This is a genomic window from Chitinophaga sp. Hz27 (genome assembly GCF_042263525.1).
Taxonomy (GTDB): domain Bacteria; phylum Bacteroidota; class Bacteroidia; order Chitinophagales; family Chitinophagaceae; genus Chitinophaga.
This window is the reverse complement of the sequence record NZ_JBHKFJ010000001.1, coordinates 746,837-770,706: the sequence shown is the minus strand read 5'-3', so window position 1 is coordinate 770,706 and position 23,870 is coordinate 746,837. Positions and strand designations below refer to the sequence as shown.

At 43.5% G+C, this 23,870-nt stretch carries 21 protein-coding genes; 13 read left to right on the top strand and 8 right to left on the bottom strand.

The genetic code is table 11. From position 1 onward, the window contains the following. Positions 1-13 precede the first annotated feature (13 nt). Together ACE38W_RS03115 and pth2 are read right to left on the bottom strand one after the other, a co-directional pair. Positions 14-151, bottom strand: a complete 138-nt coding sequence (locus ACE38W_RS03115) for a hypothetical protein (protein ID WP_375828771.1) — start codon at positions 149-151, stop codon at positions 14-16. A 306-nt stretch (positions 152-457) separates the two neighbouring features. Next, positions 458-853, bottom strand: coding sequence for an aminoacyl-tRNA hydrolase (pth2, locus tag ACE38W_RS03110; RefSeq protein ID WP_375828770.1), 396 nt, complete (start codon positions 851-853; stop codon positions 458-460). Between the two features lie 170 nt (positions 854-1,023). Between pth2 and ACE38W_RS03105 the strand changes: the two genes are divergently transcribed. Next, positions 1,024-1,902 (top strand): hypothetical protein, encoded by an 879-nt coding sequence (locus ACE38W_RS03105; RefSeq protein WP_375828769.1) that lies wholly within the window; start codon positions 1,024-1,026, stop codon positions 1,900-1,902. Between the two features lie 84 nt (positions 1,903-1,986). Here ACE38W_RS03105 and ACE38W_RS03100 read toward each other — a convergent pair whose 3' ends face one another. Beyond that, positions 1,987-3,312, bottom strand: a complete 1,326-nt coding sequence (locus ACE38W_RS03100; protein ID WP_375828768.1) for a DUF3472 domain-containing protein — start codon at positions 3,310-3,312, stop codon at positions 1,987-1,989. Positions 3,313-3,624: 312 nt separating this feature from the next. On the opposite strand from ACE38W_RS03100, the gene ACE38W_RS03095 reads away from it, so the two are divergent. The 4 genes from ACE38W_RS03095 (at position 3,625) to ACE38W_RS03080 (ending at position 10,704) form a co-directional block, all read left to right on the top strand. Continuing rightward, on the top strand, positions 3,625-4,221 hold the full coding sequence (locus ACE38W_RS03095) for an RNA polymerase sigma-70 factor (protein WP_375828767.1): 597 nt from the start codon (positions 3,625-3,627) through the stop codon (positions 4,219-4,221). A gap of 111 nt (positions 4,222-4,332) precedes the next feature. Then, positions 4,333-5,520 carry a FecR family protein gene (locus ACE38W_RS03090; protein WP_375828766.1) on the top strand — a complete coding sequence of 396 codons (1,188 nt, stop codon included), beginning with the start codon at positions 4,333-4,335 and terminating at the stop codon, positions 5,518-5,520. 261 nt (positions 5,521-5,781) lie between these two features. After that, positions 5,782-9,108, top strand: a complete 3,327-nt coding sequence (locus tag ACE38W_RS03085) for a TonB-dependent receptor (RefSeq protein ID WP_375828765.1) — start codon at positions 5,782-5,784, stop codon at positions 9,106-9,108. Between the two features lie 18 nt (positions 9,109-9,126). Further along, positions 9,127-10,704 carry a RagB/SusD family nutrient uptake outer membrane protein gene (locus tag ACE38W_RS03080; RefSeq protein WP_375828764.1) on the top strand — a complete coding sequence of 526 codons (1,578 nt, stop codon included), beginning with the start codon at positions 9,127-9,129 and terminating at the stop codon, positions 10,702-10,704. Positions 10,705-10,876: 172 nt separating this feature from the next. On the opposite strand, the gene ACE38W_RS03075 is transcribed toward ACE38W_RS03080, so the two are convergent. Next, entirely contained in the window at positions 10,877-11,746 is an 870-nt protein-coding gene (locus ACE38W_RS03075; RefSeq protein ID WP_375828763.1) for a hypothetical protein, read from the bottom strand. Between the two features lie 105 nt (positions 11,747-11,851). Continuing rightward, positions 11,852-12,127, bottom strand: a complete 276-nt coding sequence (locus ACE38W_RS03070) for a hypothetical protein (protein WP_375828762.1) — start codon at positions 12,125-12,127, stop codon at positions 11,852-11,854. A 281-nt stretch (positions 12,128-12,408) separates the two neighbouring features. On the opposite strand from ACE38W_RS03070, the gene ACE38W_RS03065 reads away from it, so the two are divergent. The 7 genes from ACE38W_RS03065 to ACE38W_RS03035 all read left to right on the top strand — a co-directional run bounded on the left by ACE38W_RS03065 (position 12,409) and on the right by ACE38W_RS03035 (position 18,027). After that, positions 12,409-12,861: a carboxymuconolactone decarboxylase family protein gene (locus ACE38W_RS03065; RefSeq protein WP_375828761.1), complete on the top strand. Its 453-nt coding sequence runs from the start codon at positions 12,409-12,411 to the stop codon at positions 12,859-12,861. A gap of 225 nt (positions 12,862-13,086) precedes the next feature. Then, positions 13,087-13,539, top strand: a complete 453-nt coding sequence (locus ACE38W_RS03060; RefSeq protein WP_375828760.1) for a carboxymuconolactone decarboxylase family protein — start codon at positions 13,087-13,089, stop codon at positions 13,537-13,539. A gap of 24 nt (positions 13,540-13,563) precedes the next feature. Then, a complete protein-coding gene (locus tag ACE38W_RS03055; protein WP_375828759.1) occupies positions 13,564-14,409 on the top strand; it encodes a sigma-70 family RNA polymerase sigma factor in 846 nt (281 codons plus the stop codon). A 119-nt stretch (positions 14,410-14,528) separates the two neighbouring features. Beyond that, complete coding sequence (locus ACE38W_RS03050) at positions 14,529-14,924, top strand: hypothetical protein (protein ID WP_375828758.1); 396 nt, start codon at positions 14,529-14,531, stop codon at positions 14,922-14,924. A 65-nt stretch (positions 14,925-14,989) separates the two neighbouring features. After that, a complete protein-coding gene (locus ACE38W_RS03045) occupies positions 14,990-15,580 on the top strand; it encodes a TetR/AcrR family transcriptional regulator (protein WP_375828757.1) in 591 nt (196 codons plus the stop codon). Positions 15,581-15,699: 119 nt separating this feature from the next. Next, a complete protein-coding gene (locus ACE38W_RS03040) occupies positions 15,700-17,250 on the top strand; it encodes a DHA2 family efflux MFS transporter permease subunit (protein WP_375828756.1) in 1,551 nt (516 codons plus the stop codon). A 24-nt stretch (positions 17,251-17,274) separates the two neighbouring features. Beyond that, positions 17,275-18,027 (top strand): SDR family oxidoreductase, encoded by a 753-nt coding sequence (locus ACE38W_RS03035; protein ID WP_375828755.1) that lies wholly within the window; start codon positions 17,275-17,277, stop codon positions 18,025-18,027. 84 nt (positions 18,028-18,111) lie between these two features. Here the strand turns inward: ACE38W_RS03035 and ACE38W_RS03030 are convergent, their stop codons facing one another. Next, positions 18,112-19,635: an ArnT family glycosyltransferase gene (locus tag ACE38W_RS03030; RefSeq protein ID WP_375828754.1), complete on the bottom strand. Its 1,524-nt coding sequence runs from the start codon at positions 19,633-19,635 to the stop codon at positions 18,112-18,114. A gap of 104 nt (positions 19,636-19,739) precedes the next feature. Between ACE38W_RS03030 and ACE38W_RS03025 the strand changes: the two genes are divergently transcribed. Continuing rightward, positions 19,740-20,507, top strand: a complete 768-nt coding sequence (locus tag ACE38W_RS03025) for a DUF2490 domain-containing protein (RefSeq protein ID WP_375828753.1) — start codon at positions 19,740-19,742, stop codon at positions 20,505-20,507. Between the two features lie 97 nt (positions 20,508-20,604). Here the strand turns inward: ACE38W_RS03025 and ACE38W_RS03020 are convergent, their stop codons facing one another. Both ACE38W_RS03020 and ACE38W_RS03015 read right to left on the bottom strand, forming a co-directional pair. Further along, positions 20,605-22,152 carry an arylsulfatase gene (locus ACE38W_RS03020; protein ID WP_375828752.1) on the bottom strand — a complete coding sequence of 516 codons (1,548 nt, stop codon included), beginning with the start codon at positions 22,150-22,152 and terminating at the stop codon, positions 20,605-20,607. A gap of 177 nt (positions 22,153-22,329) precedes the next feature. Next, a complete protein-coding gene (locus ACE38W_RS03015) occupies positions 22,330-23,865 on the bottom strand; it encodes a M20/M25/M40 family metallo-hydrolase (protein WP_375828751.1) in 1,536 nt (511 codons plus the stop codon). Positions 23,866-23,870 lie beyond the last annotated feature (5 nt).

The following is a 23,870-nucleotide window of genomic DNA, read 5'->3' as shown; positions in this document are numbered from 1 at the left end:
AATAAATGTCGGTTTAAATGATGATGATGAGTATGAGTATCAATATGAGTATAGCTAAGGCGCAATAGTTATTTATGGAGGATACGGCAACGCTGCCTGGAATAGGATTTGGGGCGACGGCAGGAGGAGAGCCGCGGATACGGATATACATAAGAGTTGTATTAATAGTTATTGGTTATGAGAAAAAATTAGCTATCTATCCTTTACAGGGCAGTTTGAGGGAAAAAAATGACTGAGTATAGCAGGCCCCTTACCGGGCATATTTCATATAAAAGATAGCTAAAAAGGATAAATATTCCACAGATTTTAACAAAAGTAACATGCCACTGCATGGCGACGTCAGTGGAATAATGGCCACTGCACGATAATTGCAGCGTATAGCCTTGGTAAAAAAAATTTTCAATCAACTAGCGAAGAAGGTAATGACAGTCTCCCCCCTATCACGGTACCGGCTATATTATAATAATTTCAGGTCTTTGGTAATTCTATCTATATCTTCATTTTTATTCGGTCCTATAGCACAACAGGTTTTGGTAGGCACACCACCGAATTCGGTCAATCCCGAATCTGTGATCAAAGTAACGACTAATCCATCGTCAACGGCTTGCTGATAGATGCGGTCCAACTCTTCTTCAGAGTCCACGCTCAACGCTATTTTCTTAAAACCCTCCGTCATCCACTCCAATACCTCTTCGGGGTTGCGTAGTTGTGTCTGAAAAGTATAGCCTTCAACGGTAGCCTGCCGGGTCAGAAATGCAATACTCGCATGCGCACCCTGTGCAATCATCTTTCCTTTCCGCATGTTGAGGTCCTTCCTCATTACTATTACCTGTTTGATATGCTTAGATGCCATAGCGATAGTTGGTTTCTCACGAAAATAGGGAATATTCTGCAGTGCCACTATACAGACCACTATAATATAACGAACTGAATCTTAACGTGATAAGGTACAAAAAATCTACAGAATTATCAAGATACATCCCCGGCCAGATAGTCGTATCTTTATTACGTTTAATATATGCTATGAAAAATCACTTCAGACCCTGTTTGACCCTCCTGGTGGTGTTGATCTGGCATTGCAGCTGCAAACAGATCATCCCAAATAAAGAAGGGCCATTGGATGTTGCAAAAATGATTTACGCACATCAGCCTTCCCCTGACATACACCAATACCTTGCAGGAGATTTTGCCACAACAGATACCCTTGTGCCCGGCGCTAAAGATTTTCCAGGCGCCTCCTTTAAATGGCGGCTCCTGGATGAACTGCATGATAGTCTTGCTTTGGTAAACATGACCGTGATGGAGCCCAACGGCAAAGCCACTGACTATTACCTGACCATGCGTAAGGATAAGGTGTGGAAACTTACCGCTATCAACTCACTGGCAATGACAGGCATGCTGCAGGCCGAGCTGGAAGAACTAGAACAAATGCCGCAAGGTTATCTCGACACCTTAATAGACGCAGCGCAAAGAGACAAAGCAGGCAATGCATTGAAGATGCTGACATCTATGGATGATTATCATTTTCTGCTCGGAAATATCAAATTGATATTACAGCCAGATGATAGCATCGTGCAGCATTTCCTGGATAACAAAGCTGCGTTCAACCAGCTAAAAGACAGCGCCCTGGCAGAGTTGCAACGCAAAAGCACCAACGATAAAACAGAGAGCCAGCTAGTAAAGAAAATGGAGCCGGTCTATAAAAAACTGTTGATAGAAAGTATCGCCACAGATACAGAGGATCACGGAAAAAATATAGATTTTATCATTGGTGGTATTATTGATAACTGGGTAGGCTTTCTGTATGTAAAAGATAAAAAAGATCTGCCTGATCTCTATAATGGTAACCTGATTATGTTAAGGGATATGGGTGATGGCTGGTATCTTTATAAAACTACTTAACAAAAAAGTTTCACAAAAGAGAGGCAGCGCTAATACAGCACTGCCTCTTTTATTTTAATAGCATTTCTGTTTGTTACAATACAATTAAGGCAATGTGGTGAGGTTTACAGCAGGTGCAACACCGCTAGCTGTGCGCGTAAACGTTTGATTATAGCTCACATAATTAGAGAAGAACCCTCCATTTTTCAGGAAGAAGCGACCCGTGGAGGCATCCACTCCACCTGCGTAATCACGGCGCTGGTCGGCCGTAGCGGTAGCATCTGCAGTGAAATAGGCGCTGGTAAGCTCGTACCAGGTACCTGCCGTAGAACGCACCCACGCATTGCTGTACTGACCACTCCTTCCAAGATAGCCGTTGGTATCATTGAAGTTTTCCAGGAAAGAGTACAATCCGCCTAGATAAGTGGTGGTATTAGGCTGTTTCCAGGTAGCAATGAAGCGCCAGGTACTGGTTTCAGGGGTATATATCCAGGAGGAAAAATCTGTACCTCCTGCACCATCAGGCAAAACATGCGTGAGGAATTTATATGTAGTACCTGCCTGCCAGTTGAATACCAGATAGCTTTGTCCACCGGTACCTTCACCACCAAATGTATTATCAACAACATCAGTGCCTTTACGCACTAATGAGGTCTTTCCTACGCTTGGGTCCCAGATGGAAAAAAGTATTCTTCTTTCAGTAGCGCTGTTTACCTGCATCCCGAAATAACCGCCATTGAAGCCATTGGACATAAAATAAGAACCGATTTTGTCCTGGCCGGAAGGCACAGTTACCTCATTATAAAACCATTCTGCGGTAGTACCAGATGGAATGGTATAGTTGAGATGCACGGAAGGTCCGCGTCTTGACCAATAATAGTTAGTGGCGTCATTGGCATAAACGACACTGTTGGCAGTAGCCGTGCCACTGATCACAATATGTGATACATCGCCGAAGTAGCCACCTGTTTTGCTGACACCCTGGAGATCTACTTGTACATAGCCAGGGGTAGTAACATTCACCGAACCTATACTATAATCCGTATAGCCGGTACCAGTAATGGTTTTGTTAAAAGAAGTTCCGTTCACTGTTACTTTGATCACACTTGTTCCGGAGGGCACCTTTGCGCGTACGGTGATATTCAACGTGCCAGTGAGGCCTAATCTGAAATAAGTGCTGGTAATACTATTCGCGTTGGTCCAGTTGCCAAGGCCATTGGAGGTAATCACCTCTACGCCGCCACTGGCGAGGGTGGTAACGAATCCGTTTCCTGCCAGTGCTACATCATAACTCGAGGCTGCAGGCACGGAAGCCGGTGAAACAAGACTGGCTGCATTAACATTAGTGGCAGGCTCCTGTAGGTTTTTAGAACAGGAGAATAGAAATACAGATACAAAAAGGGCAGACAATAGTCTTTGGTACATTTTCATTGGAGAGAACATTTTGGTTTTTGATAAATGACAGAAATGCTAGAAAATATGGGTTATAAAAACGTTCACTGTAAGCGCTGATCTCTCTGAAATCGGTTGTCGGCCTTCTAATATAATCAGTATAAATTAAAAAAGTATATTTTTTTGGGTGCCTGGATGATAATGTTTTGAAAATTAAACTTTTCATGTTTTTTTATCTTTTTTTTGTACTTTTCGGTTGCCGGCACGAGGAAACGTAAAAGAGACCAACTATAAATCAGCCGTCTTTTTATAAATAGTAATAAGTTTGCCATACAACGACAGTAACAGGGGATGGCTCATCAGGATACAGCACAGGCCAAGATATTATTTAAGCAAATTGCAGCCGGAAATGAGACTGCTTTTGAGGAGCTATTTCATTTATATGCACCAAAGATTCTTCCTGTTATTACCAGTGTAGTCAAAACAGATGAGCCACAAAAAGATATTCTCCAGGAAATATTTCTTGGTTTATGGTTAAGCCGTGACAAGCTCGACACCATAGAAACTCCTCACAACTGGATATTTCGGATGGTATATCACCGTTGTTATTCCTGGCTGCAACGCCAGGGCGTAAGGACCAAAGCCAGTGAGCAATTGGGCCATTTACAGGTGGCTGTATCCAATGATACAGAAGAGGACCTTGCACTTTCGGAAACCAGGAATTTGCTGCAACAAGCGGTAAACCTCTTGCCACCGCAGGCCCGACGTATTTATCAGCTGAGCAGGGAAACAGATATGAAGATAGCTGATATCGCATCACAATTATCTATTTCCAATCAGACCGTAAAAAATTCATTGGTCCGTTCTCTTCGGTTTATCCGCGAATACCTCGCGATGCACGGCATCGTTCTTCCTATTATCCTTCTTACCCTTCATGTGAATTATTAATTTTTTTTTAAGTCGATAGGTACTATTTGTTTTTTCACGGTACGTATACTATGAGAGCTTGTAAAACATTACTTACAACAGTATTAATTATATCAAAGAAAACACGCGCGGGTGCCGGATTTAGAGAGATTACATTTCCTGTTGGTGCAGATACACACCCAACAGGCAGGGGACAATGAATACCAGGAACTGCTCAGCATCATCCAGGAAGATGATTCCGGTGCTGTAGTAGCCGCCATAGATGCATTTCATGCCACGCATCAGCTACCTGCAGACAGCAGCTATAACGCTGTCGAATGGCAACCCCTTGTACAGCAAATCCTTGGTGCAGACAAGCCACTGCAGGAAGATACTCATATATCTACCCCACCACGACGTATAGCATGGTACTATGCTGCAGCTGCGATTACACTGCTGATAATAGGCGCCTGGCTGTATAAAGCTTCCAGCTATACCGCTCCTGATGTAATAATCGCATCAAGTACGCAGGCAGACGTGAAGCCTGGAGGTAACAAAGCCACGCTGACATTGGCAGACGGAAGTGTGATTACACTCGATAGCGCCGGAAATGGCGTACTGGCCCAGCAAGGCAGCACACGTATTAAAAAGCTGGCCAATGGCCAGATCAGCTATGAAGGCGCTGGCACCAAAGACGGAAAGCTATTGTACAATACCATGAGTACCCCGCTCGGCGGCCAATATAAACTGATGCTTCCGGATGGCACACTGGTATGGCTAAACGCAGGCTCGTCTATCACCTACCCTGCCGCCTTTGCTGGTAATGAAAGAAAGGTAACTATTACCGGTGAAGTATACTTTGAAGTGGCTTCCATGGCAGATAAAGCCTTTATCGTTCAGGCAGGAAATACCCATATTATGGTGCTAGGAACGAATTTTAATATCAATGCTTATACAGACGAAGAAAGTATTCGTACGACCCTTCTACAGGGAGCTGTAAAAGTCAGTAGCAACAACAAAGAACATGTACTGCAACCAGGCCAGCAATCCAGCATAAAAGCCAACGGCGATATACAAATAAACGATCATGCTAATACACAACAGGTAGTCGCCTGGAAAGATGGCTACTTCTCTTTTGACAACGCCGACCTGGCCACCGTTATGCGCCAGCTCGCCCGTTGGTATAATGTAGAAGTAAGCTATGATGGCCAACTGCCTGCCCGCACCTTCTCCGGCGATATAGGCAGAAACCTGACACTGGACCAGGTATTAAAAGGACTGGCTAAAACCAGGATAAAGTACAGAATTGAAAACGGCAACAGGATTATTATTCTGCCATAGTTATGAAACAATGAAAAAGAAATAACAATGAAAAATTTGCGACAGTAAACATCCACAACAAGCAAGACATGACATGAAAAAGACCGGGGCTAAAGATTGGCGTCCTACCCCGGCCGGATCAGTTTTGTCTCAAGCAGTCCGTAAACCACTTTTATTAACTCAACCAAACATTGCAAAAGTATGCAAGCAAATGCTATTTGTAGTTCCGGTACCCGCAATTATTGGAGAAATGCGAAAGTACCCTCCAAAATCTTGTTAGTCATGAAGCTAACTACCTTCTTTTTACTTGCGCTGGTATTACATGTAAGCGCAAGTACCACGGCGCAGTCCGTCACCTATTCCACGAAAGGAACTAGTTTACAGAAAGTCCTCCATGTTATCAAGGGACAAACAGGCTTATTATTTTTCTATGATAAGGAAGATTTAAAAGAAGCCCATCCAGTAACCATGGACGTTAAAAATGTTACGCCTAAAGAAGCAGTAGAAACTGCCCTTAAAGGCCAGCAGCTTAGTTTTGACATCCAGGGGAATACTGTTTTTATTACCCGAGCTGAAGTGGTAGCAGTAAAAAACACTGTTACACCGCCACCACCTGCAGAAATCACAGGTAAGGTAACCGATGAAAACGGTCAGCCTGTTCCTGGCGTTTCCATCATGGTAAAAGGGACACAGAAAGGAGCTATCACCAGTGCTGATGGGTCTTTCCACCTGAGTGCAGACGGTAATGCCATATTAGTAGTAACTAGTATTGGTTATGAAATGCAGGAAGTGAAAGTGGGTGGCCGCAGCAGCGTGAACATCCATCTGAAATCCGATGTGGCAGGCCTGAAACAACTGGTAGTAGTAGGTTATGGTACCCAGAAAAAAGCTAACCTCACCGGTGCTGTCACCAGTGTAGGAACCAAAGAACTGGCGAACCGCCCTTCTACCTCCGTTACCAACGCTTTACAGGGTACTATGCCAGGTGTAACGGTAACGTCTGCACGTAGTGGCCAGCCAGGTGTTGATAATGGTAGCATCCGTATCCGTGGTATTGGTACACTCAATACTGCTGATCCAATGATCGTTATCGATGGAGTAATCGCCACTTCCGGAGATCTCAACAACATCAACCCGGATGATATCGCAAATATCTCCGTATTAAAAGATGCGGCATCTGCAGCCATTTATGGCTCCCGTGCAGCAAACGGGGTTTTACTGGTAACCACCAAACAAGGAAAAAAAGGCCCTGCTTCCATCACCTATTCAGGTTATGTAGGTAAACAGAAACCAACTGGTTTGCCTGAATATCTTCCTTCATGGCAGGCTGCGGATCTGTATAATAAAGCAAGGGTAAACGAAGGACTCACGCCTAGATATACCGATGCCGAAATACAGAAATTCAAAGATGGCTCTGATCCATATAACTATCCAAACACTGACTGGCTGGGACTTTTCTATAAAGGAAGCGGCGTTCAGCAAAATCATTATATCGGTATCAACGGCGGCGGTGAAAAAACTGTTTACAGCTTATCGTTAGGTGTATTCGATGAAAATGGTCTGGTGAAAGAAACTAACGCTAAAAGATATACGACCCGTCTGAATATCAACTCGGAAGTGCGCCAGAATCTGCATGTTACCGGTAACATCGGCTTTACCAATACCATCAGAAATGAGCCGAGTAACCCTTATACCGGCGATTTCACACAGCTTGTTCGTCTGACAAACCGCATTTCCCCTACCGTTCCATATAAATATGCCAATGGCAACTACGGTGCTGTGGGTGATGGTAACCCAATGGCATGGCTGGAAGGCGGTAGCTTCAACAGCTATACCTATTATGACCTGTTAGGAAACGTAGGCCTTGACTGGGAACCTATCAAAGGATTACATGCAAGACCGTCATTAGGTTATGTGCTGAAAACAAATCGTATCAAGAATTTCATCGCTGACCAACAATATTATAATGCCAATGGAGATGCAACCTTTTACCAGGGCCCTAGCTCAGTAAAAGATATGAACAACGGCTACACGGCAGTTATTCCGCAGTTCCTCCTCGATTATACCCGCAGCTTTGGTAAACATAACCTGAAAGCAATGGCTGGTTATTCACAGGAACAGGATAAAGTAAACTATGATGCGGCTTACCGTAAAGGCATGCTCAATTCATTGATTACTGACGTTAATGCAGCTTACACAGATGGTCAGGTAGCCAATGGCTATAGCGCAGAACTGGCATTGCAATCTGTTTTCGGCAGAATCAACTATGATTATGATGGTAAATATCTCTTTGAAGCTAACCTCCGTTATGATGGCTCCAGCCGCTTTGCGGATGGCTACAGATGGGGTGCTTATCCATCCTTCTCCGCAGGTTGGAACCTGGATAGAGAGAAATTCTTCCAGCCACTGAAATCAGTAGTAAACGCATTCAAGTTACGCGGTTCATGGGGCCGACTGGGTAACCAGAACGTAATCACCATCGATGCTACTAATTTTCCTACATTCCCTTACTATCCAACAATTCCTACCATCTCTACTGGTCAGAACTATACCTTCGGTGGTACCTCTCCAACAGTAGCTCCAGGCGCAGCACCTGTTAACGGTGCAAATCCATTCCTGCAATGGGAAAGCACCACACAGAGCGGTGCTGGTTTTGATGCAACGCTGTTCAATAATAAAGTGTCTTTTACTGCTGAATATTTCAACCGTACAACTGATAATATCCTGAAGGCATTACCTGTTGCTGCTACTTATGGCCTGAATGCCCCAGTACAGAATGCTGTTACAGTAAATAACAAGGGATGGGAATTTGCATTGGGTTATCACGATAGCAAAGGTGACTTTACTTACAGTGCTAACCTGAACGCCTCAGTAATTAAAAATACTGTATCCGACCTTAAAGGCACCAGTCCTATCATCGACGGCTATACGGCAACAATACAAGGCCGCCCTTATAATGCACTCTATGGCTATGAAGCGAAAGGTCTCTTCCAGACACAGGACGAAATCAACAAAGCGCCATACCAAGGCCCTAATACCAAACCTGGCGATATCCGTTACATTGATAAAGATGGTAACGATACTATCACCGCTGCAGATAAAATCTATCTCGGCTCTTACTTCCCTAAGGTTACATTTGGTCTGACATTAAACGCAGCATGGAAAGGGATTGACCTGAGCCTGTTCTTCCAGGGAGCTACCAGCGTTAAAACATACATTGATGCCGGTAAACTCGGTGAAATCGGTTCTACAGTAGGTAAGCCTACTTCTGCTATGCTGGACAGCTGGACACCCGACCATACGAATGCAGCGCTGCCTAGACTGCTGTATTCACAGAAACAGAACGACCCTTCCGGAATGCCTTCCTCCTACTGGGTGAAAGACGGAAGTTATCTCCGCCTGAAAAATCTGCAGATTGGTTATTCTCTTCCTGAAAGCCTGCTCAAACGCGCAGGTATCAGCAAATTCCGCATCTATTACAGCGGACAGAATATCCTGACTTTCGATCATCTCTACAAATGGGTAGATCCAGAGGCTTACATCGCCAGCAGTTTGTATTACTACCCTCAGGTGAAAGTAAATACTATAGGCGTGAACGTTACCTTTTAATTCAAAAGCAAGCAGACCATGAAAAGAAAAATCATATATATGCTATTGCTGGCAGGAATGACGCAAAGTGCCTGTCAGAAAGATTTTCTCAATACAAAACCTACAGATACTTACGCTAACGGTTCGCTGTGGAAATCAGCATCTGATGCACAGGCAGCCTTAAACGGCTGTTATGCCGGCTGGGAAGGAGATTACAACCTGCTTTATATGGACGCAGCCAGTGATAACTCTTTCAGCCAGTGGTACTGGGATAACTATCAACACATCGGTAACGGTACCGCCAGTGCTTCCGACAATAACACACAAAACCGCTGGGATTATAAAACCATACAGCGTGTAAACTGGTTCATGGAAAATATTGACCAGACGAAAATGGATGATGCGCTGAAACTGCGTTTTAAATCAGAGGCACGTTTCCTTCGTGCATACCAGTATTTTACCATGACGCAGCTATACGGCGACGTGCCATTGGTAACAAAAACATTGACCACTGACGAAGCTGCAAAACTGACCAGGACATCGGTAACAGCAGTAAGGCAGTTCGTTTATGATGAACTGAAAGATATCGCGCCAAACCTCCCGGTCTCTTATACCGGCAGTGATGTTGGACGCATCACCCAGGGCGCAGCCTTATCGCTGAAAGCCAGGATGGAGTTATATGATAAGAAGTATGCCGACTGTATCACAGACTGCAAAACGATTATGGGATTGGGTTATCAACTATACCCTAGCTACCAGGATCTCTTCCGTATCAACTACGAAAATAACAGTGAGGTTATTCTGGATGTGCAATACAAAGCGAATGATGTACCTAACGGAGATATTGGTATTATGCCATCTTCCGGCTTTGGTGGCTGGGCTTCACTCAGTCCTACCCAGGCGCTGGTAGATGCTTATGAAATGTCGAATGGTAAAACCATTGATGATCCAACCTCCGGTTATGATGAGAATGAGCCTTACAAAAACAGGGACCCACGACTCACCGCGAGCGTCGTTTGTCCTGGCCAGAAATATGAAGGCGTATTTTATAATTCCATAGAAGCGGGTAGTGCGGATTACTACAATGGTAATAATAACAGCCCAACCGGCTATATCGAAAAGAAATTCACAGCTTTCCTGTCCGACTATCCTGACATGTGGAATACTGGCCTGAATATGATTGTTATCCGCTATGCAGAGGTATTGCTGACCTATGCAGAAGCACAGATAGAATCAGGTGTTATGGACGGTACTGTATATGATGCGATTGATGCGGTGAGAGTACGTGCAGGCATGCCTAAAGTAGACCGTACGGTTTATAGCAGCCTGGATAAGTTGCGTACCCTGGTAAGACGTGAGCGTCGTGTGGAGCTGGCATTGGAAGGTCTGCGTTGGTATGATGTAAAACGCTGGCAGATTGGTGATGATGTGCGTGTAGGACCAGTGTATGGCACCAGACTGGGAACTGTTGACAAAACCACAGGAGCGCTGAGCCTTACGGGTAATCATGTTCTTGTTGAGCAGAGATTATTTAATCCAAAAAGAGATTATTTATGGCCGGTACCACAGAAGGAGATCGACTTGAATAAAAATCTGTCGCAAAACCCCGGTTACTAGACAAATAGCAACACTATCAGCAAGATCCCGTTTGCTTTCCAGCAGGCGGGATTTTTTTATCATTTCCAATGAAACTATACAGAAGTCGTGCCTTTGCAATTTTTGGGGATAAGTAGAAATGAAGTGAATATCAGATTTGTGATAGTCAAATAGAGATACCCTTAATCGATGGTTACTCAAATTGAAGTATGGGCAAATCATCCTCCTCTATTGCTTCAATGAAACTTGTAAGCGCTTCTTCTGCTGTCAGGATAATTTTCCGTTGAATACGTGTACTTAAAAAACGGAGGTGAATATTTGTAACTTTAGAATATGGTATACATAGGATACCATATTCATCACTTTCTAAATTATCGACTTGGCTATCCAACGGCATTGCTGCCTCATGTAATGCTTTCACTGAAGAAATCCTACTAATCGCTTTTTTCAAATAAATCCTATCCAATGACTCTCCGTTGGTAATCCAGTCATAAAGTATGCCTTCATATATAATACTCGCCTCTTTTGTTTCAACGAGAATACTTATTAAAACATTATGGGAATCGCCAATTCGATATGTACCAGAGGAACTATATTCGTGGGAACAGAAATAGTACCACCAATTATTATAATACCTGACTGCGTGCGTAGGAGGTTCTCCATTCCTGATTTTTTTTATCCATGAGCGGCTTCTCAACCAGGCAGACTTTACAAACCATGAAACAAGCCATCCTGATACAGCTGCTCCTATACTTATCCAAAAACAATAGGCGGTGAATTGGTAAAAATATTGCGGTAATTTATTGCACACGGTAGCTATATAGTGGTCAGTCATCTGGCCTGCTAATATTCGGAACAATAATTCAAAATTTATATTGTATCCACCTAAGCGGATAATACTACAATGAATGACTAATGATGCAATGGAAGAAACAAACATGAACTCAGGAATCGAGTATTTTGGAGCAGCCCGTGCATGAGTGCCTGAAAAGTAGAAGTAATAAAATATTAATGGAGGTATCAACAAAATGGTTAACAAAATTGCACCTATGGCTAAATTCACGGCATTGAGTTTAAAAGTTACTTTACATACATTTGTCTGACTTTTCTTTGCTCAAAAAATTCCTTATAATGTACAGGTGGTGCCCATTAAAGCCCAACCAAAAAATTAAAAGAATTTAAATCGCCTTTTCAGCCACTGAATTAATGGTGAACAAGGCACATATTCCACGATATTGTCTCCATCTCGTGCTTTTTCTTCTTTTGTGCGCTGATCGGGCCCTACAAATACAATCAAAACTTCACCCTTGACTGGTATTTCAAAAAAACCACGGTGCTTTTCCTGTTTGGTAAGATGACTACTTCTGTGAGCAATATACCGTGTCAAAGGTCTATTATTTGAGAGTGCCCACCCAATTTTTGAAAATTTCACATTTAATGGCATATAAAACTATTTTAATGGTTGTTCGTTGCTATCAACGAATACTTGGTTAACAATGATTACATGAAAGCTGCTACCGCAGATATGGTCGTAAAATATTTACGAAAATCCCTTTCAATCGGATTACTTCAAATCATTTTTCATTAAACAACCATGCGAAAATTTGATTCCCCTCATCTATAAAACTAGCCACCACAAAGGATTTAAAAAATTTATTAAAATTTCTGGCCATTATTGTCACGTTTTCATTTTGAGATTGGTCTTATATACAAATCAAACAAATTATGAAAGCAAGAATCAACTTCCAGGATACCAATAAAGGTTTTTTTGATGGTCTTTTTAAATCTGGTGCTTATATTAAGAACTCGAGTATCACCCCTGTGTTGCAGGAACTCATCAACTTCCGTATTTCTCTCATGAATGGCTGCGCTTATTGCTTAGATATGCACTTTAAAGACGCTATCCATAACGGCGAAAACCCACAACGTCTCTACTCTATCGGCGCATGGAGAGAATGCCCTTACTACTCTGCCGAAGAACAGGCTGTGCTGGCCTATGCAGAAGAAGTAACTGAAATGCATGTGAAAGACGAAACTTTTGAAGCGCTGCAACAGTTCTATAACAAACAACAGATTGCTGATATTACGCTCGCCGTAGCCATGATCAATACCTGGAACCGATTAAACAAGGCGTTCCTCACTGTTCCTGGCGATTATAAAATTGGTCAACATAACTAATCAGGTACTCAGCTATTTCCAATTGCCTGTTATTCAAACCAATCGGTTTAAATAACAGGCTCCCTTCAAATCATATCGGACAACAGCTCTTGTCTTCAATTTTTCAGAAAAACATTTCACCCAAAACACTCCACAGACAAGTGTTTTAAAAAAAATCTGAAATTTTCTTCCAAAAGTTGTCACGTTTCGATTTTCTAATTGGTCTTATATACAAATCCAATAATTATGAAAGCAAGAATCACCTTCCAAGACACCGCTAAAGGCTTTTCCGACGGACTTTTCAAAACAGGCGCTTATATTAAGAATTCCAGCATCAGCCCTGTTATACAGGAATTAATCAATTTCCGTGTATCCCTGATGAATGGCTGCGCTTATTGCCTGGATATGCATTACAAAGATGCAATTCACAATAACGAAAATCCGCAGCGCCTCTATTCTATCGGCGCATGGAGAGAATGCCCTTACTACTCCGCCGAAGAACAGGCAGTACTGGCTTATGCAGAAGAAGTAACTGAAATGCATGTAAAAGACGAAACTTTTGAAGCGCTGCAACAGTTCTATAATAAACAACAGATTGCTGACATCACACTCGCCGTAGCCATGATCAATACCTGGAACCGCTTAAACAAAGCATTCCTCACCGTGCCTGGCGATTACAAAGTGGGACAATATGCTTAATTTTAATCGTTAAACCTACTTTTCATGACAGACTATCAACAGGTACTTTTCCCATACGCTTATAATATTCTCGGATCAGCAGAAGATGCGAAAGATGTAATCCAGGACGTTATTTCCAAACATTACACCTCTCCAAAAGAAGGCATACTTGACGAAAAAAACTATCTTATAAAAAGTGTCATCAACCTGGCGATCAATTATAAGAACAGAAAAAAGAAGATGAGCCCTCAACCCGCAGAGTGGCTGCCAGAACCTATCGCTACAGATGATAATGCAGATAAGAATTTATATCTCAAAGACATACTTTCTTATTCTCTGATGATCATTATGGAGAAATTAAGCACCATGGAAAGGGCTGTATTTATTCTGCGTGAAAGTTTTGACTATGATCATAAAGATATCGCGGAGGTATTATCCATTTCCGAGGAATACTCCAGAAAACTGCTCAGCAGGGCTAAATCCAGGCTCTATAAGCCCGGATCTATTACCCGGTCAGCTGAGGAGCAACAAAAGGCGACAGACCTGCTGTATAGCTATATAGATGCCATTCGCCAAGGGGATGTACATAGGGTAGAAAATATGTTATCTGCCGAAATTACCATGATCGCAGATGGCGGCCCTCACCTGAATGTGGTGCGCAAATTCTGCACTGGCGCTACAGAAGTGGCTCCACTGCTCCAACTGATCTTCGACAAATGGCAAGCAAAAGCAGAAATGGTATTCCGATGGATCAATCATCAGCCAGCTTTCCTTTTCTTTGTGGAAGGCAAACTCTCCTCCTGCCAGGTATTCGAACTCAATGAAGCTGGTGATGCAATTATTCAAGTCAATAATATAGTAGACCCGGAAAAACTGAAAATACTGCAATAATCCAGGCTTCGTTAACTAAAACATTACCTCCTGCCCGACAAACACACCGTTTGCAAGCAGGAGGTTTTATATTCCTGTCCGTGGCTTTTTAGTTAACTTGCAAAGAAATAAATAGCATTATGCCTATTCAGCACAGAAAGAGTGATTATCTCGAACGCATGATCGCCGAAGCATTTGCAGCATTGAAACGCCTCGTAGGCGCAGGAGGCCCGTCAGATCTGCCTTCGTATGAAGCACAACTGAATTTTTTGCTATCAGAATTTAAGCTCGACTTCAAAACCTTTGAAGAAATGCCGCTACAACAACTGTCGCAATTCCTCGAAATCAGTGATGCCAGCGATCAACTGCTGGAACTGATCGCCGATTCCCTCAAATTTAAAGCTACCGCCACCAACAACCCCGAGCTGGCAACCAGAGCAAACTGGCTCTATCAACACATTCTTCAACATCCTAAAAGCCAAACCATTAGCTACAGTTTACTCATGAAAAAAGATCAGCTACCACCCCAACAGTAATCACTATCTCCAGATTTTTCAAAATAAATTTGGAAAAATAAACCGATCGGTCTTAATTTTGTACCATGACGACGAAAGGAGAAAAAACAAGGCAGTTTATTATTGAGCAGTCAGCCATACTACTCAATAAAAAAGGAATGGCCGGCACCTCCGTCAGTGATATTATGGAGGCAACCAAACTTGCCAAAGGAGGGATCTACGGTAATTTTCAAAGCAAGGAAGAGATCTGCCAGGAGGTATTCAGCTACCTCTATGCCAGGCTTAGCCAGCGTATAGACGCAAAACTACAGACAAAAGCGACTTTCAAAGAGAAGCTGCTTGCCCTACTGGATTTTTATGAAGATACCAGTGTTATGGAAAAGGCAGGAGGTTGCCCAATGATCAATTTTGGTGCAGAAGCAGATGATACCGATCCGGAAATGAAAGCACGCGTAGCAACCGCCATAAAAGCCAGTCAGGCCCGAATAGCCCGATTGGTGGCAGGTGGCATCGCCAATGCTGAGTTTTCCCCGGAAATCAACCCACAGGCCTTTGCCATCAAAATGTTTACCATGTACGAAGGCGCCGTCCTCGTTTGCAAAGTGCTAGATAATAACCAGCAAATGAAAGTCATTACCGACGCACTCCGACAGGAAATCAACGCCTTCAGCCTCTGACCTGGCTATACCAGCATTATTCATCAAAAAGGTTTGCTCACGGCATTAATACTCCGGTGATGAGCGATTATTTTTTTGCCATAAAAAAGACCGATCGGTCTAATTATAATTAACAGTATATGAACTCCTTAAAAAGACAGATACTCATATTCACTGTCATCAGTGCAGCCATCATGGAGCTGATAGATATCTCCATCGTCAACGTAGCACTGTCGCACATGAGTGGCAACCTCGGCTCCACACTCGCCGATACCAGCTGGGTAGTTACTTCCTATGCCATCGCCAATGTAATCGTCATACCCATGTCCAGCTTCCTTAGTACCTCACTCGGCCGCAGGACCTACTACATCGGCTCCGTTATACTCTTCACCATTTGTTCCTTCATGTGCGGCAACGCCTCCAATATATGGGTACTGGTGTTCTTCCGTTTTCTCCAAGGCCTGGGTGGAGGCGCACTCCTATCGGTTTCTCAAACCATTATGTTTGAACTCTTTCCCAAAGAAAAGCAAAGCATGGCCAGCGCCCTCTTCGGATTAGGGGTATTCATCGGCCCTACCATTGGTCCTACCCTCGGTGGATTCATCACCGAAAATTTTTCGTGGCCCTGGATATTCTATATCAACATTCCCGTAGGCATCGCAGTAATCCTCTCCTGCCTTCTTTTACTACAAGAATCCCCCATCAAACAAACAGTAAAAAAAATAGACTGGACAGGCATCCTGCTACTCATCATCGGGGTCAGTACGCTGCAAACAGTACTGGAACGCGGCCAGGAAGAAGACTGGTTTGATACCACCTACATCACCGTTTTCACAGTCATCGCGATTGCAGCCATCACCTTGTTTATTATCTGGGAATTACAGGTAGATGAACCCGTGGTCAATCTCCGCGTTTTTAAAAGTCGTACGCTAACGGTAGCGGCTATACTTACTTTTATCACCGGCATAGGTATGTTTACTTCTGTGTATCTCACACCGGTTTTCGCCCAGCGACTACTCGGTTTCACACCGTTAGAAACAGGGCTTTTACTTCTCCCCGGCTCCTTCTTTGCTTTACTCTCGCTCATCATCAGCGGCCGCTTGTTGCAAAACGGGCTATCACCTGTGGTTATGATCGTCATAGGGTTTACACTCTTTATCTACTTCTCCTATACCATGGCTACACTTAGTACCGATGCTTCTGCTCAACTTATCAGCGGCAACCTGATCTACCGTGCGGTAGGTATTGCGTTATTAACTGTACCACTTACCATGCTGGCCGTTTCCACACTGGAGATGAAGGATATCCCGCAAGGGGCAGCACTCAACAATATGATGCGACAACTGGGCGGCTCCTTTGGGATCGCTATCGTTAATACCTATACGGCAAGGCGTAGCGCCTATCATAGAAACCACCTGGTTGCTGATCTGAACCCGGATAACCCTGCTGTAACAGAACGCCTCAACGGCTATGCGCATTATTTTCTGTCTCACGGCAGCACGCCAGGCACCGCACATCAACGCGCCTTAGGGCTACTGGAATACGGCGTAGTAAAGCAATCTACCCTGCTTAGCTACCTCGATTCCTTTGCTTTAGTGGGCATCCTCTTTCTTGCTTGTCTGCCGCTCCTATTCATGGTACAGAAGCGCAATACACCAGCACTTGCATTAAAAAATATCCAGGACCATTAACATTCATCTCATAAATCTAAATACATGAAAACAACACAAAACACGGTGCTTATCACCGGCGGCAGCGCCGGCATAGGTTTCGAGATTGCCAAACAATTATTAACTGCAGGAAATACTGTTATTATTACAGGCAGAAATAAAGAAAGATTAACAGCTGCGGCCAACACTTTAGCGGGGGTGCATACTTTCAATGGAGATATTGCAGACGCTAATGATGCCGCTGCCCTGGTTGCCTATATGCAGGAAAATTTTCCGCAGCTGAATATGGTCATTAATAATGCCGGCGCGGCTTTCCTGAATAACTTCGTCAGCGATGGCCAGGCCTATGAAAAAGCATCCGCCGAAATGCATACCAATTACCTCTCCGTTATCAGATTGAATGAATTGTTATTGCCTGGACTCCTGCTACAGCCAGCAGCAACTATTGTAAATGTCAGCTCAGTAGCAGCGTTTGTTCCTTTGCTGCGTGTGTCGTCCTATTCTGCGACCAAAGCCGCGCTTCATTCTTATACCACTGCTTTACGTGCTGGTCTTACTGGCTCCAATATCCGTGTATTTGAATTGATGCCGCCATTAGTTAATACAGCATTCTCCAAAGGCATAGATGGACATAAAGGTATTTCTCCAACGCAGGTAGCTACCGAATTTATGCAAGGTCTTGCTGAAGATAATTATGAAATAAGGGTTGGTGATACAGAAGCGCTCTATCATTTATATCGCTCTTCTCCGGTTGATGCATTACAGGTAATAAATGAAACACGCCATGTGGTAGCGTAATAAAACACCAACAGCATCTATATAAAAAAACTTGTGAAAGCTAATTGTGGTAAAGCTTTCACAAGTTTTTTTTATATAGAAATCTTACTCGAATATCCTTTTTCTAAACTGCTCTTTCATCTCAGTGAAGTTATATTTGGGTTTCTTGCAGATGTATATCGTCTGATTCACCCTGCCTTCCACACCAGCATAGATATTTGGAATTACTCTTACTGGTATTACCTCTTCATAAAAAGGCGTAAAGAAATAATCAGGTGTGTCCTTAAATGCCAACGCTATTACGGTTTGCGGCATAACTCCACTTACTGGCGCCCAGCTATAAAAACTACCATGATAACCAAATTCTTTGGGTAAGCCATATTGCTTTCCTTCTAATTCTAAAATCCCAGTCTGATTATAATGTTTGCCCCAGACCATACAGTCTCTTTTTTCTGCGGCAGGCAAACTATCATATACAGCACGCATTTCCCCTAGTACATAAGGCCACATTTCTTTTGTATAATATTCTTCATAAGGCACTGCGTACTTAGCACCTGGCACTTCCCTCTCTTGAAATTTATAATAGTACTTCAGGTAGTTGTCTAGTGTCAACAGCGGGAATCCAAATGGTATCATCATCGTACCTACCAGCAATATGGCGGTAATGGGCCATAGCAGCCATTGTTGTCTGGCTATTACCTGCTGTTCTATCCATACTGCCCCAAATGGTAATATGGTAAATAGGATGGAGAAGAAATAGTAAGGCTTACCCTTAGCCGCCAGCAACACCAGCAATGACAGCATGATTGAAATTCCGACCGAGCGGTATATTTCCCCGGGTCGCCTGATAAAAAGCCAGATAGTGCCTGGTACCAATAATAATAAACTCAGCGGATTTGATGCCAGTATTATACCTTTCAGGATACCACCCTTGCTCAACTGATCCAGCTGGGTTTCGTAGAGTCGGTGAAACATCTGGTAAACCGGCCATTCATGCTGACTTTGCCAGAAAATATTAGGCGATATCACTACCAGGAAAAATAAAACACACTGCCACCAGCGATGCAATACGAGTGCTTTTCGTATGCGCTTACTCGTGAGTAAGGCCGGCAAACCCACCATAAAGAAGATAATATCGTATTTGGTCAGGAAACCAAGCGTTACAAAAATGGTCAGGTACCAGAGATTTTTTTTATCAAGATGTTGCATGAATTTCAGCAACTGATAAAAACTCAGCACCCAGCATAACTGACTGAAGACAACCGGCTGTAAGGTAGATCCACCGGAAGCCGGCGCTATAACATATGCCAGTAATGCCAGGAACACGGCTTTAGGCCCTCCGCCCGCAGCTTTAGTGGTTAGCCCGATTACAACTATTATCAGCAGGCTCGCCAGATGTGGTAAAATATGATGTACGTAAATACTATCAGAATGAAAAAGGTTTTGCACAAAAGCAATTAAACCTATCATGGGTGGAAATTCCATATACCCCCAGGCCAGGTGGTTGCCTGCGGAAATATGTAATGGTTCATCTCCCTGAAATCCCGTATGGGAGTCGGAAATAAGATGGAAAATTAACTTTACCAGGCAAAATATAAGGATAATTCTAAGCGTCGCTTTTTCTTTCATGGTGCAGGAAGATAATAATTTTTAATGACGGCTAATAATCTATCACCGAACATTCCCCTTCGTTTGATTGTAATTTCCTGGTGCCACAATAGCACCACAATTTTATGAAGCATCGCTTATTATGGTTCCTGTTACTGACAGCTGCGCCAAGTCTTGCACAGCAGAAAAAAGAAATCAATAATCAGTTACAATCCTGGATTAGTTTGAACACCACGTTCAGACTCAATAGTCACTGGGGGTTTATCGGCGACCTGCATATGCGCAGGAATAATTTTGTAGCAGATAACAGCTTCTATTTTATTCGGGGCGGCGTTGGCTACTGGCTAAACGAACAGCTCTCCTTTATTACTGGCTATGGACATCTATGGTTGGCCCCTACCACGCCAGGTTATAAAACCTTTGCCGACGAAAACCGCTGGTACGAGCAAATTGCCTATGCCACCAAAGTAGGGAAAGTGGCTTTGCTCAACCGCTTCCGTAGTGAGCAACGCTGGCGCGAACAATTGCAGAACGATCAGTCTACCGGCAACTATAACTTTTCTAATCGCTTCCGCTATCTGATCAGCATAGGCATTCCACTTTCTCCCAAACCTTTTGTACCGCAAATTTCTCTCGCCAACGAGGTGGCCGTGCAATTTGGTAAAACCATTGTGAATAATACATTCGATCAGTTCAGGGCTTTTGCGGGAATACGCCAGAATATGGGCTCTGGCTGGTCTTTCGATTTCGGCTATATGTTTGTCAGCTCCCAGAAAGCTAGTGGCTACCAATACGACTATAACCATACCGTCAGGCTGTTTTTCTACTATACCTGGATGAAGAAAAAAGGCAAAACAGTGGAAACACCAGCATTACAATACGAAGATGAGTGATATACTTAAATCCGCGTTAATTATCTCCCTAAAAATAAAAACGGAGGCAGAATGCTTACACAAATCTGCCCCCGGTAAATAGAAACTAAACTACTCCTTATTTCACCAATGACTTCAAGGCATTGGTAAATTCTTCTATATTAAAACTCGCCGGTCTTTGCCGCGGAGGAAACTGCTTGTAACTTGCCAGGTAGGCGCCTGTCATCTCCGCGGAGGGCAACACCAGAAAAGCATGGTCCATCGACCATTTTTCATAATAGTTGCTAGCATGATCATATGCGTACTCGAAAGGATCTGCACGAAGGTCCTCGATCTGCGGGGCTCGTAAGAAATCCATCGGCTCCCGCCATACTTTCAGTCCTTTCTGCTCCTGCAATGCATAGTTAAATTTCCATCTGTTCCAGCGCACGCCCATCAGGTCACCATCATCACTGAAATAATAAAACTCATGACGTGGCCCCTCCGTCACCTGGCCCGTCAGATATGGCACCATGTTATAGCCATCCAGATGTACTTTAAATGATTTGTTACCTGCTGCATAGCCATTCTTTACTTTATTCACCAGATCAGCATCTCCACCTGCAGCAATTACAAGTGTTGGCAGCCAGTCTTCAGCGGAGAAGATATCATTATAGACGGTACCCGGTGTGATGTGCCCTGGCCAGCGCACTACACAAGGTACTCTGAAAGCGCCTTCCCAATTCATATCTTTCTCTCCTTTAAAAGGCGATACACCACCGTCAGGCCATTCACATTTCATGGCGCCATTATCGGTAGAATAAATTACGATGGTATTTTCTGATAATCCATTATCATCCAGAAATTTGAGAAGATCACCCACCATATCATCATGCTCCGTCATGCCATCCGCTTGCAACCCGAGGCCTGTACGGCCATCAGAGGCTGGTTTAAGATGAGTATTGACATGCATACGGGTAGAATTGAACCACACAAAAAATGGTTTATTATCTCCTTTGGCGCGTTTCATAAAGTCAATGGCAGCATCGCGAAACTCCATATCTACCGTTTCCATACGTTTACGTGTAAGCGGTCCAGTATCCTCTATTTTGCCACCTGCATAAGAATGTATGACGCCTCGCGGGCCATACTTTTTCTTAAATGCCGGATCTTTCGGATAATCAGGGTATTCCGGCTCTTCCTCTGCGTTTAGGTGATAGAGGTTCCCAAAAAACTCATCAAAGCCATGCGCAGTAGGCAGATAGCGGTCCTGATCTCCGAGGTGATTTTTCCCGAACTGACCAGTCGCATATCCCAAAGGTTTCAGGAACTCCGCGATAGTAGGGTCTTCCTTCTGTAGGCCCACCGCAGAACCAGGAAGGCCTACTTTTGTTAGTCCTGTACGGAAAGGACATTGCCCGGTGATAAAAGCAGCACGGCCAGCGGTACAACTCTGCTGACCATAATAATCCGTAAACATTGCTCCTTCCTTGGCAATACGATCTATGTTAGGGGTCTTGAATCCCATCATCCCTCGATTCCAGCAACTAAGATTCCAGAAGCCAATGTCATCACCAAAAATGACAAGGATATTAGGCTTTTTTTGGGCAGATACTGGTAACTGTACCAATAGCAACAGGAAGACAGTTGCAAGGGTAACACAGCCTGATAGCAACAAACGTTTCATATGGGTCCTGAGTTTAGGTTTACATAATCGGGAGCTGCCCTCCGTATATTGTAATACACGCAGTGCCTGGTGTTGCTATGCTTTGCTCAGGAAAGGATGTTGAAGATTAATTGTTTTAACTTAACAGGTCGTACCAAACATTGTTTATGGTATGTAGAAATTAATGCTAACATCAGCCTACTTTTTGTCATACTCGCTCAACATCGTCTCAAAATACTTGATCATCCTGCTATAATTTTCTATGCTGATATATTCGTTATTGTTATGTATAGACTGTTGTTCAAAATTATTAATGGCTACGGGCAAAAACCGGTATACATGGTCACAGATCATTTCATACTTATAGGCATCTGTGCCACCAATGGTCAGATATGGCGCTACCACCGCATCAGGGAAATATTGCTTTACGGTGCGTTCCATCACCTTATAACCTTGTGAATTGGTAGAAGACACACGAGATGCCTCCCTTGCTTCGCGCACATTTTCTAGTTCCACATCAAATCCTTGACAAGCAGCCAGTACATGCTTTCTTACATCTTCCACCGTGTTTCCCGGTAATAAACGAAAATTGACCACAAAATCTACCACAGGAGCCAACACATTACTTGCATCGCTGCCTTTCATTTGTGTAAGCGCAGTAGTAGTACGTACCAAAGCGTTAGTAGTATGATTGGCCGTCAGTTGTTTTATCAGCATGCCTTTAAACAGCCATTGATTAGCAATCGCCATACGACTTGCAAAACCCATAGAACCACCGATTTCCGTAAAAAACTGATTGATGGTAGGAATGATCATGGGCTTCATCTGATCATTTTCCAGTCGTTGCATAATAACAGCAGCCTTACCCATGGCACTTTGCAGCGGAGGCATAGAAGAATGCCCACCCAATCCTTTTACCTTTATTTTTACTGACCAGAAGCCTTTCTCTGCGCATCCGATCAATGCCACAGCAGTGTTTATACCGGGCAAACTCCCTTTCGTTGATACGATGCCGCCTTCGTCATAAACAGCATCAAAGCTGATGTTTTTCTGTTTGAAGTCTTCTGCGATTTTTCTCGCACCTTCCGTTCCGCCTACTTCTTCATCAAACCCAAAGGCAAAATAAATATCGCGTTCTGGTGTGTATCCCTGGGCCAGGAGGTTATCAGCAGCTTCGAGCAGGGAGAAAAGCATTGACTTCATATCCAGCGTGCCGCGGCCATAGATACGGCCATTGACAACATTCCCTGAAAATGGATAGTAATCCCAGGTTTGCGCAATCGCAGTGATCGGTGGTAACGGTGGGTCTTTAGGTGAGAATATCACAGCTGCACTATCTTTCCCGGCAAAATCTCCCGGCGGCACCACATCCTGATGAGCAAGAAACAGGATAGGTTTGAGACCAGTATTTTTTCCTTTCCAATGAAATACGAGGCCGTGTTTATTGATCACATAATGTTCCATTCCCTCATAAATCCGTGGGTACGTGCGCGTTAGGTACTGCTCCAGGGTATCAAACGGCGTATAGTTAAACTGCATATAATCTACATTGGAAACGGTTGGTATCCGTATGCCACCAGAAAAGCGTATCAGTGCTGTATCGCTGATCGGGTAAGTCTTTGATTGTCCTTCACCAGTAACAATCTTCGCAAAAGGATAGGTCAGCGTTTTAACAACGATTACCACAGCCAATACAACAATTATTCCCAGCAATAACAACAGCAGTTTCTTCATAATAC

Excerpts from the sequence above, each read along its gene's own strand:
- ACE38W_RS03115 (WP_375828771.1), bottom strand. The coding sequence starts at position 151 with ATGTATATCCGTATCCGCGGCTCTCCTCCTGCCGTCGCCCCAAATCCT.
- ACE38W_RS03040 (WP_375828756.1), top strand. The coding sequence starts at position 15,700 with ATGAACTCCTTAAAAAGACAGATACTCATATTCACTGTCATCAGTGCA.
- pth2 (WP_375828770.1), bottom strand. The coding sequence starts at position 853 with ATGGCATCTAAGCATATCAAACAGGTAATAGTAATGAGGAAGGACCTC.
- ACE38W_RS03045 (WP_375828757.1), top strand. The coding sequence starts at position 14,990 with ATGACGACGAAAGGAGAAAAAACAAGGCAGTTTATTATTGAGCAGTCA.
- ACE38W_RS03025 (WP_375828753.1), top strand. The coding sequence starts at position 19,740 with ATGAAGCATCGCTTATTATGGTTCCTGTTACTGACAGCTGCGCCAAGT.
- ACE38W_RS03080 (WP_375828764.1), top strand. The coding sequence starts at position 9,127 with ATGAAAAGAAAAATCATATATATGCTATTGCTGGCAGGAATGACGCAA.
- ACE38W_RS03055 (WP_375828759.1), top strand. The coding sequence starts at position 13,564 with ATGACAGACTATCAACAGGTACTTTTCCCATACGCTTATAATATTCTC.
- ACE38W_RS03020 (WP_375828752.1), bottom strand. The coding sequence starts at position 22,152 with ATGAAACGTTTGTTGCTATCAGGCTGTGTTACCCTTGCAACTGTCTTC.
- ACE38W_RS03085 (WP_375828765.1), top strand. The coding sequence starts at position 5,782 with ATGAAGCTAACTACCTTCTTTTTACTTGCGCTGGTATTACATGTAAGC.
- ACE38W_RS03095 (WP_375828767.1), top strand. The coding sequence starts at position 3,625 with ATGGCTCATCAGGATACAGCACAGGCCAAGATATTATTTAAGCAAATT.
- ACE38W_RS03070 (WP_375828762.1), bottom strand. The coding sequence starts at position 12,127 with ATGCCATTAAATGTGAAATTTTCAAAAATTGGGTGGGCACTCTCAAAT.
- ACE38W_RS03105 (WP_375828769.1), top strand. The coding sequence starts at position 1,024 with ATGAAAAATCACTTCAGACCCTGTTTGACCCTCCTGGTGGTGTTGATC.
- ACE38W_RS03100 (WP_375828768.1), bottom strand. The coding sequence starts at position 3,312 with ATGAAAATGTACCAAAGACTATTGTCTGCCCTTTTTGTATCTGTATTT.
- ACE38W_RS03035 (WP_375828755.1), top strand. The coding sequence starts at position 17,275 with ATGAAAACAACACAAAACACGGTGCTTATCACCGGCGGCAGCGCCGGC.
- ACE38W_RS03030 (WP_375828754.1), bottom strand. The coding sequence starts at position 19,635 with ATGAAAGAAAAAGCGACGCTTAGAATTATCCTTATATTTTGCCTGGTA.
- ACE38W_RS03015 (WP_375828751.1), bottom strand. The coding sequence starts at position 23,865 with ATGAAGAAACTGCTGTTGTTATTGCTGGGAATAATTGTTGTATTGGCT.
- ACE38W_RS03065 (WP_375828761.1), top strand. The coding sequence starts at position 12,409 with ATGAAAGCAAGAATCAACTTCCAGGATACCAATAAAGGTTTTTTTGAT.
- ACE38W_RS03060 (WP_375828760.1), top strand. The coding sequence starts at position 13,087 with ATGAAAGCAAGAATCACCTTCCAAGACACCGCTAAAGGCTTTTCCGAC.
- ACE38W_RS03050 (WP_375828758.1), top strand. The coding sequence starts at position 14,529 with ATGCCTATTCAGCACAGAAAGAGTGATTATCTCGAACGCATGATCGCC.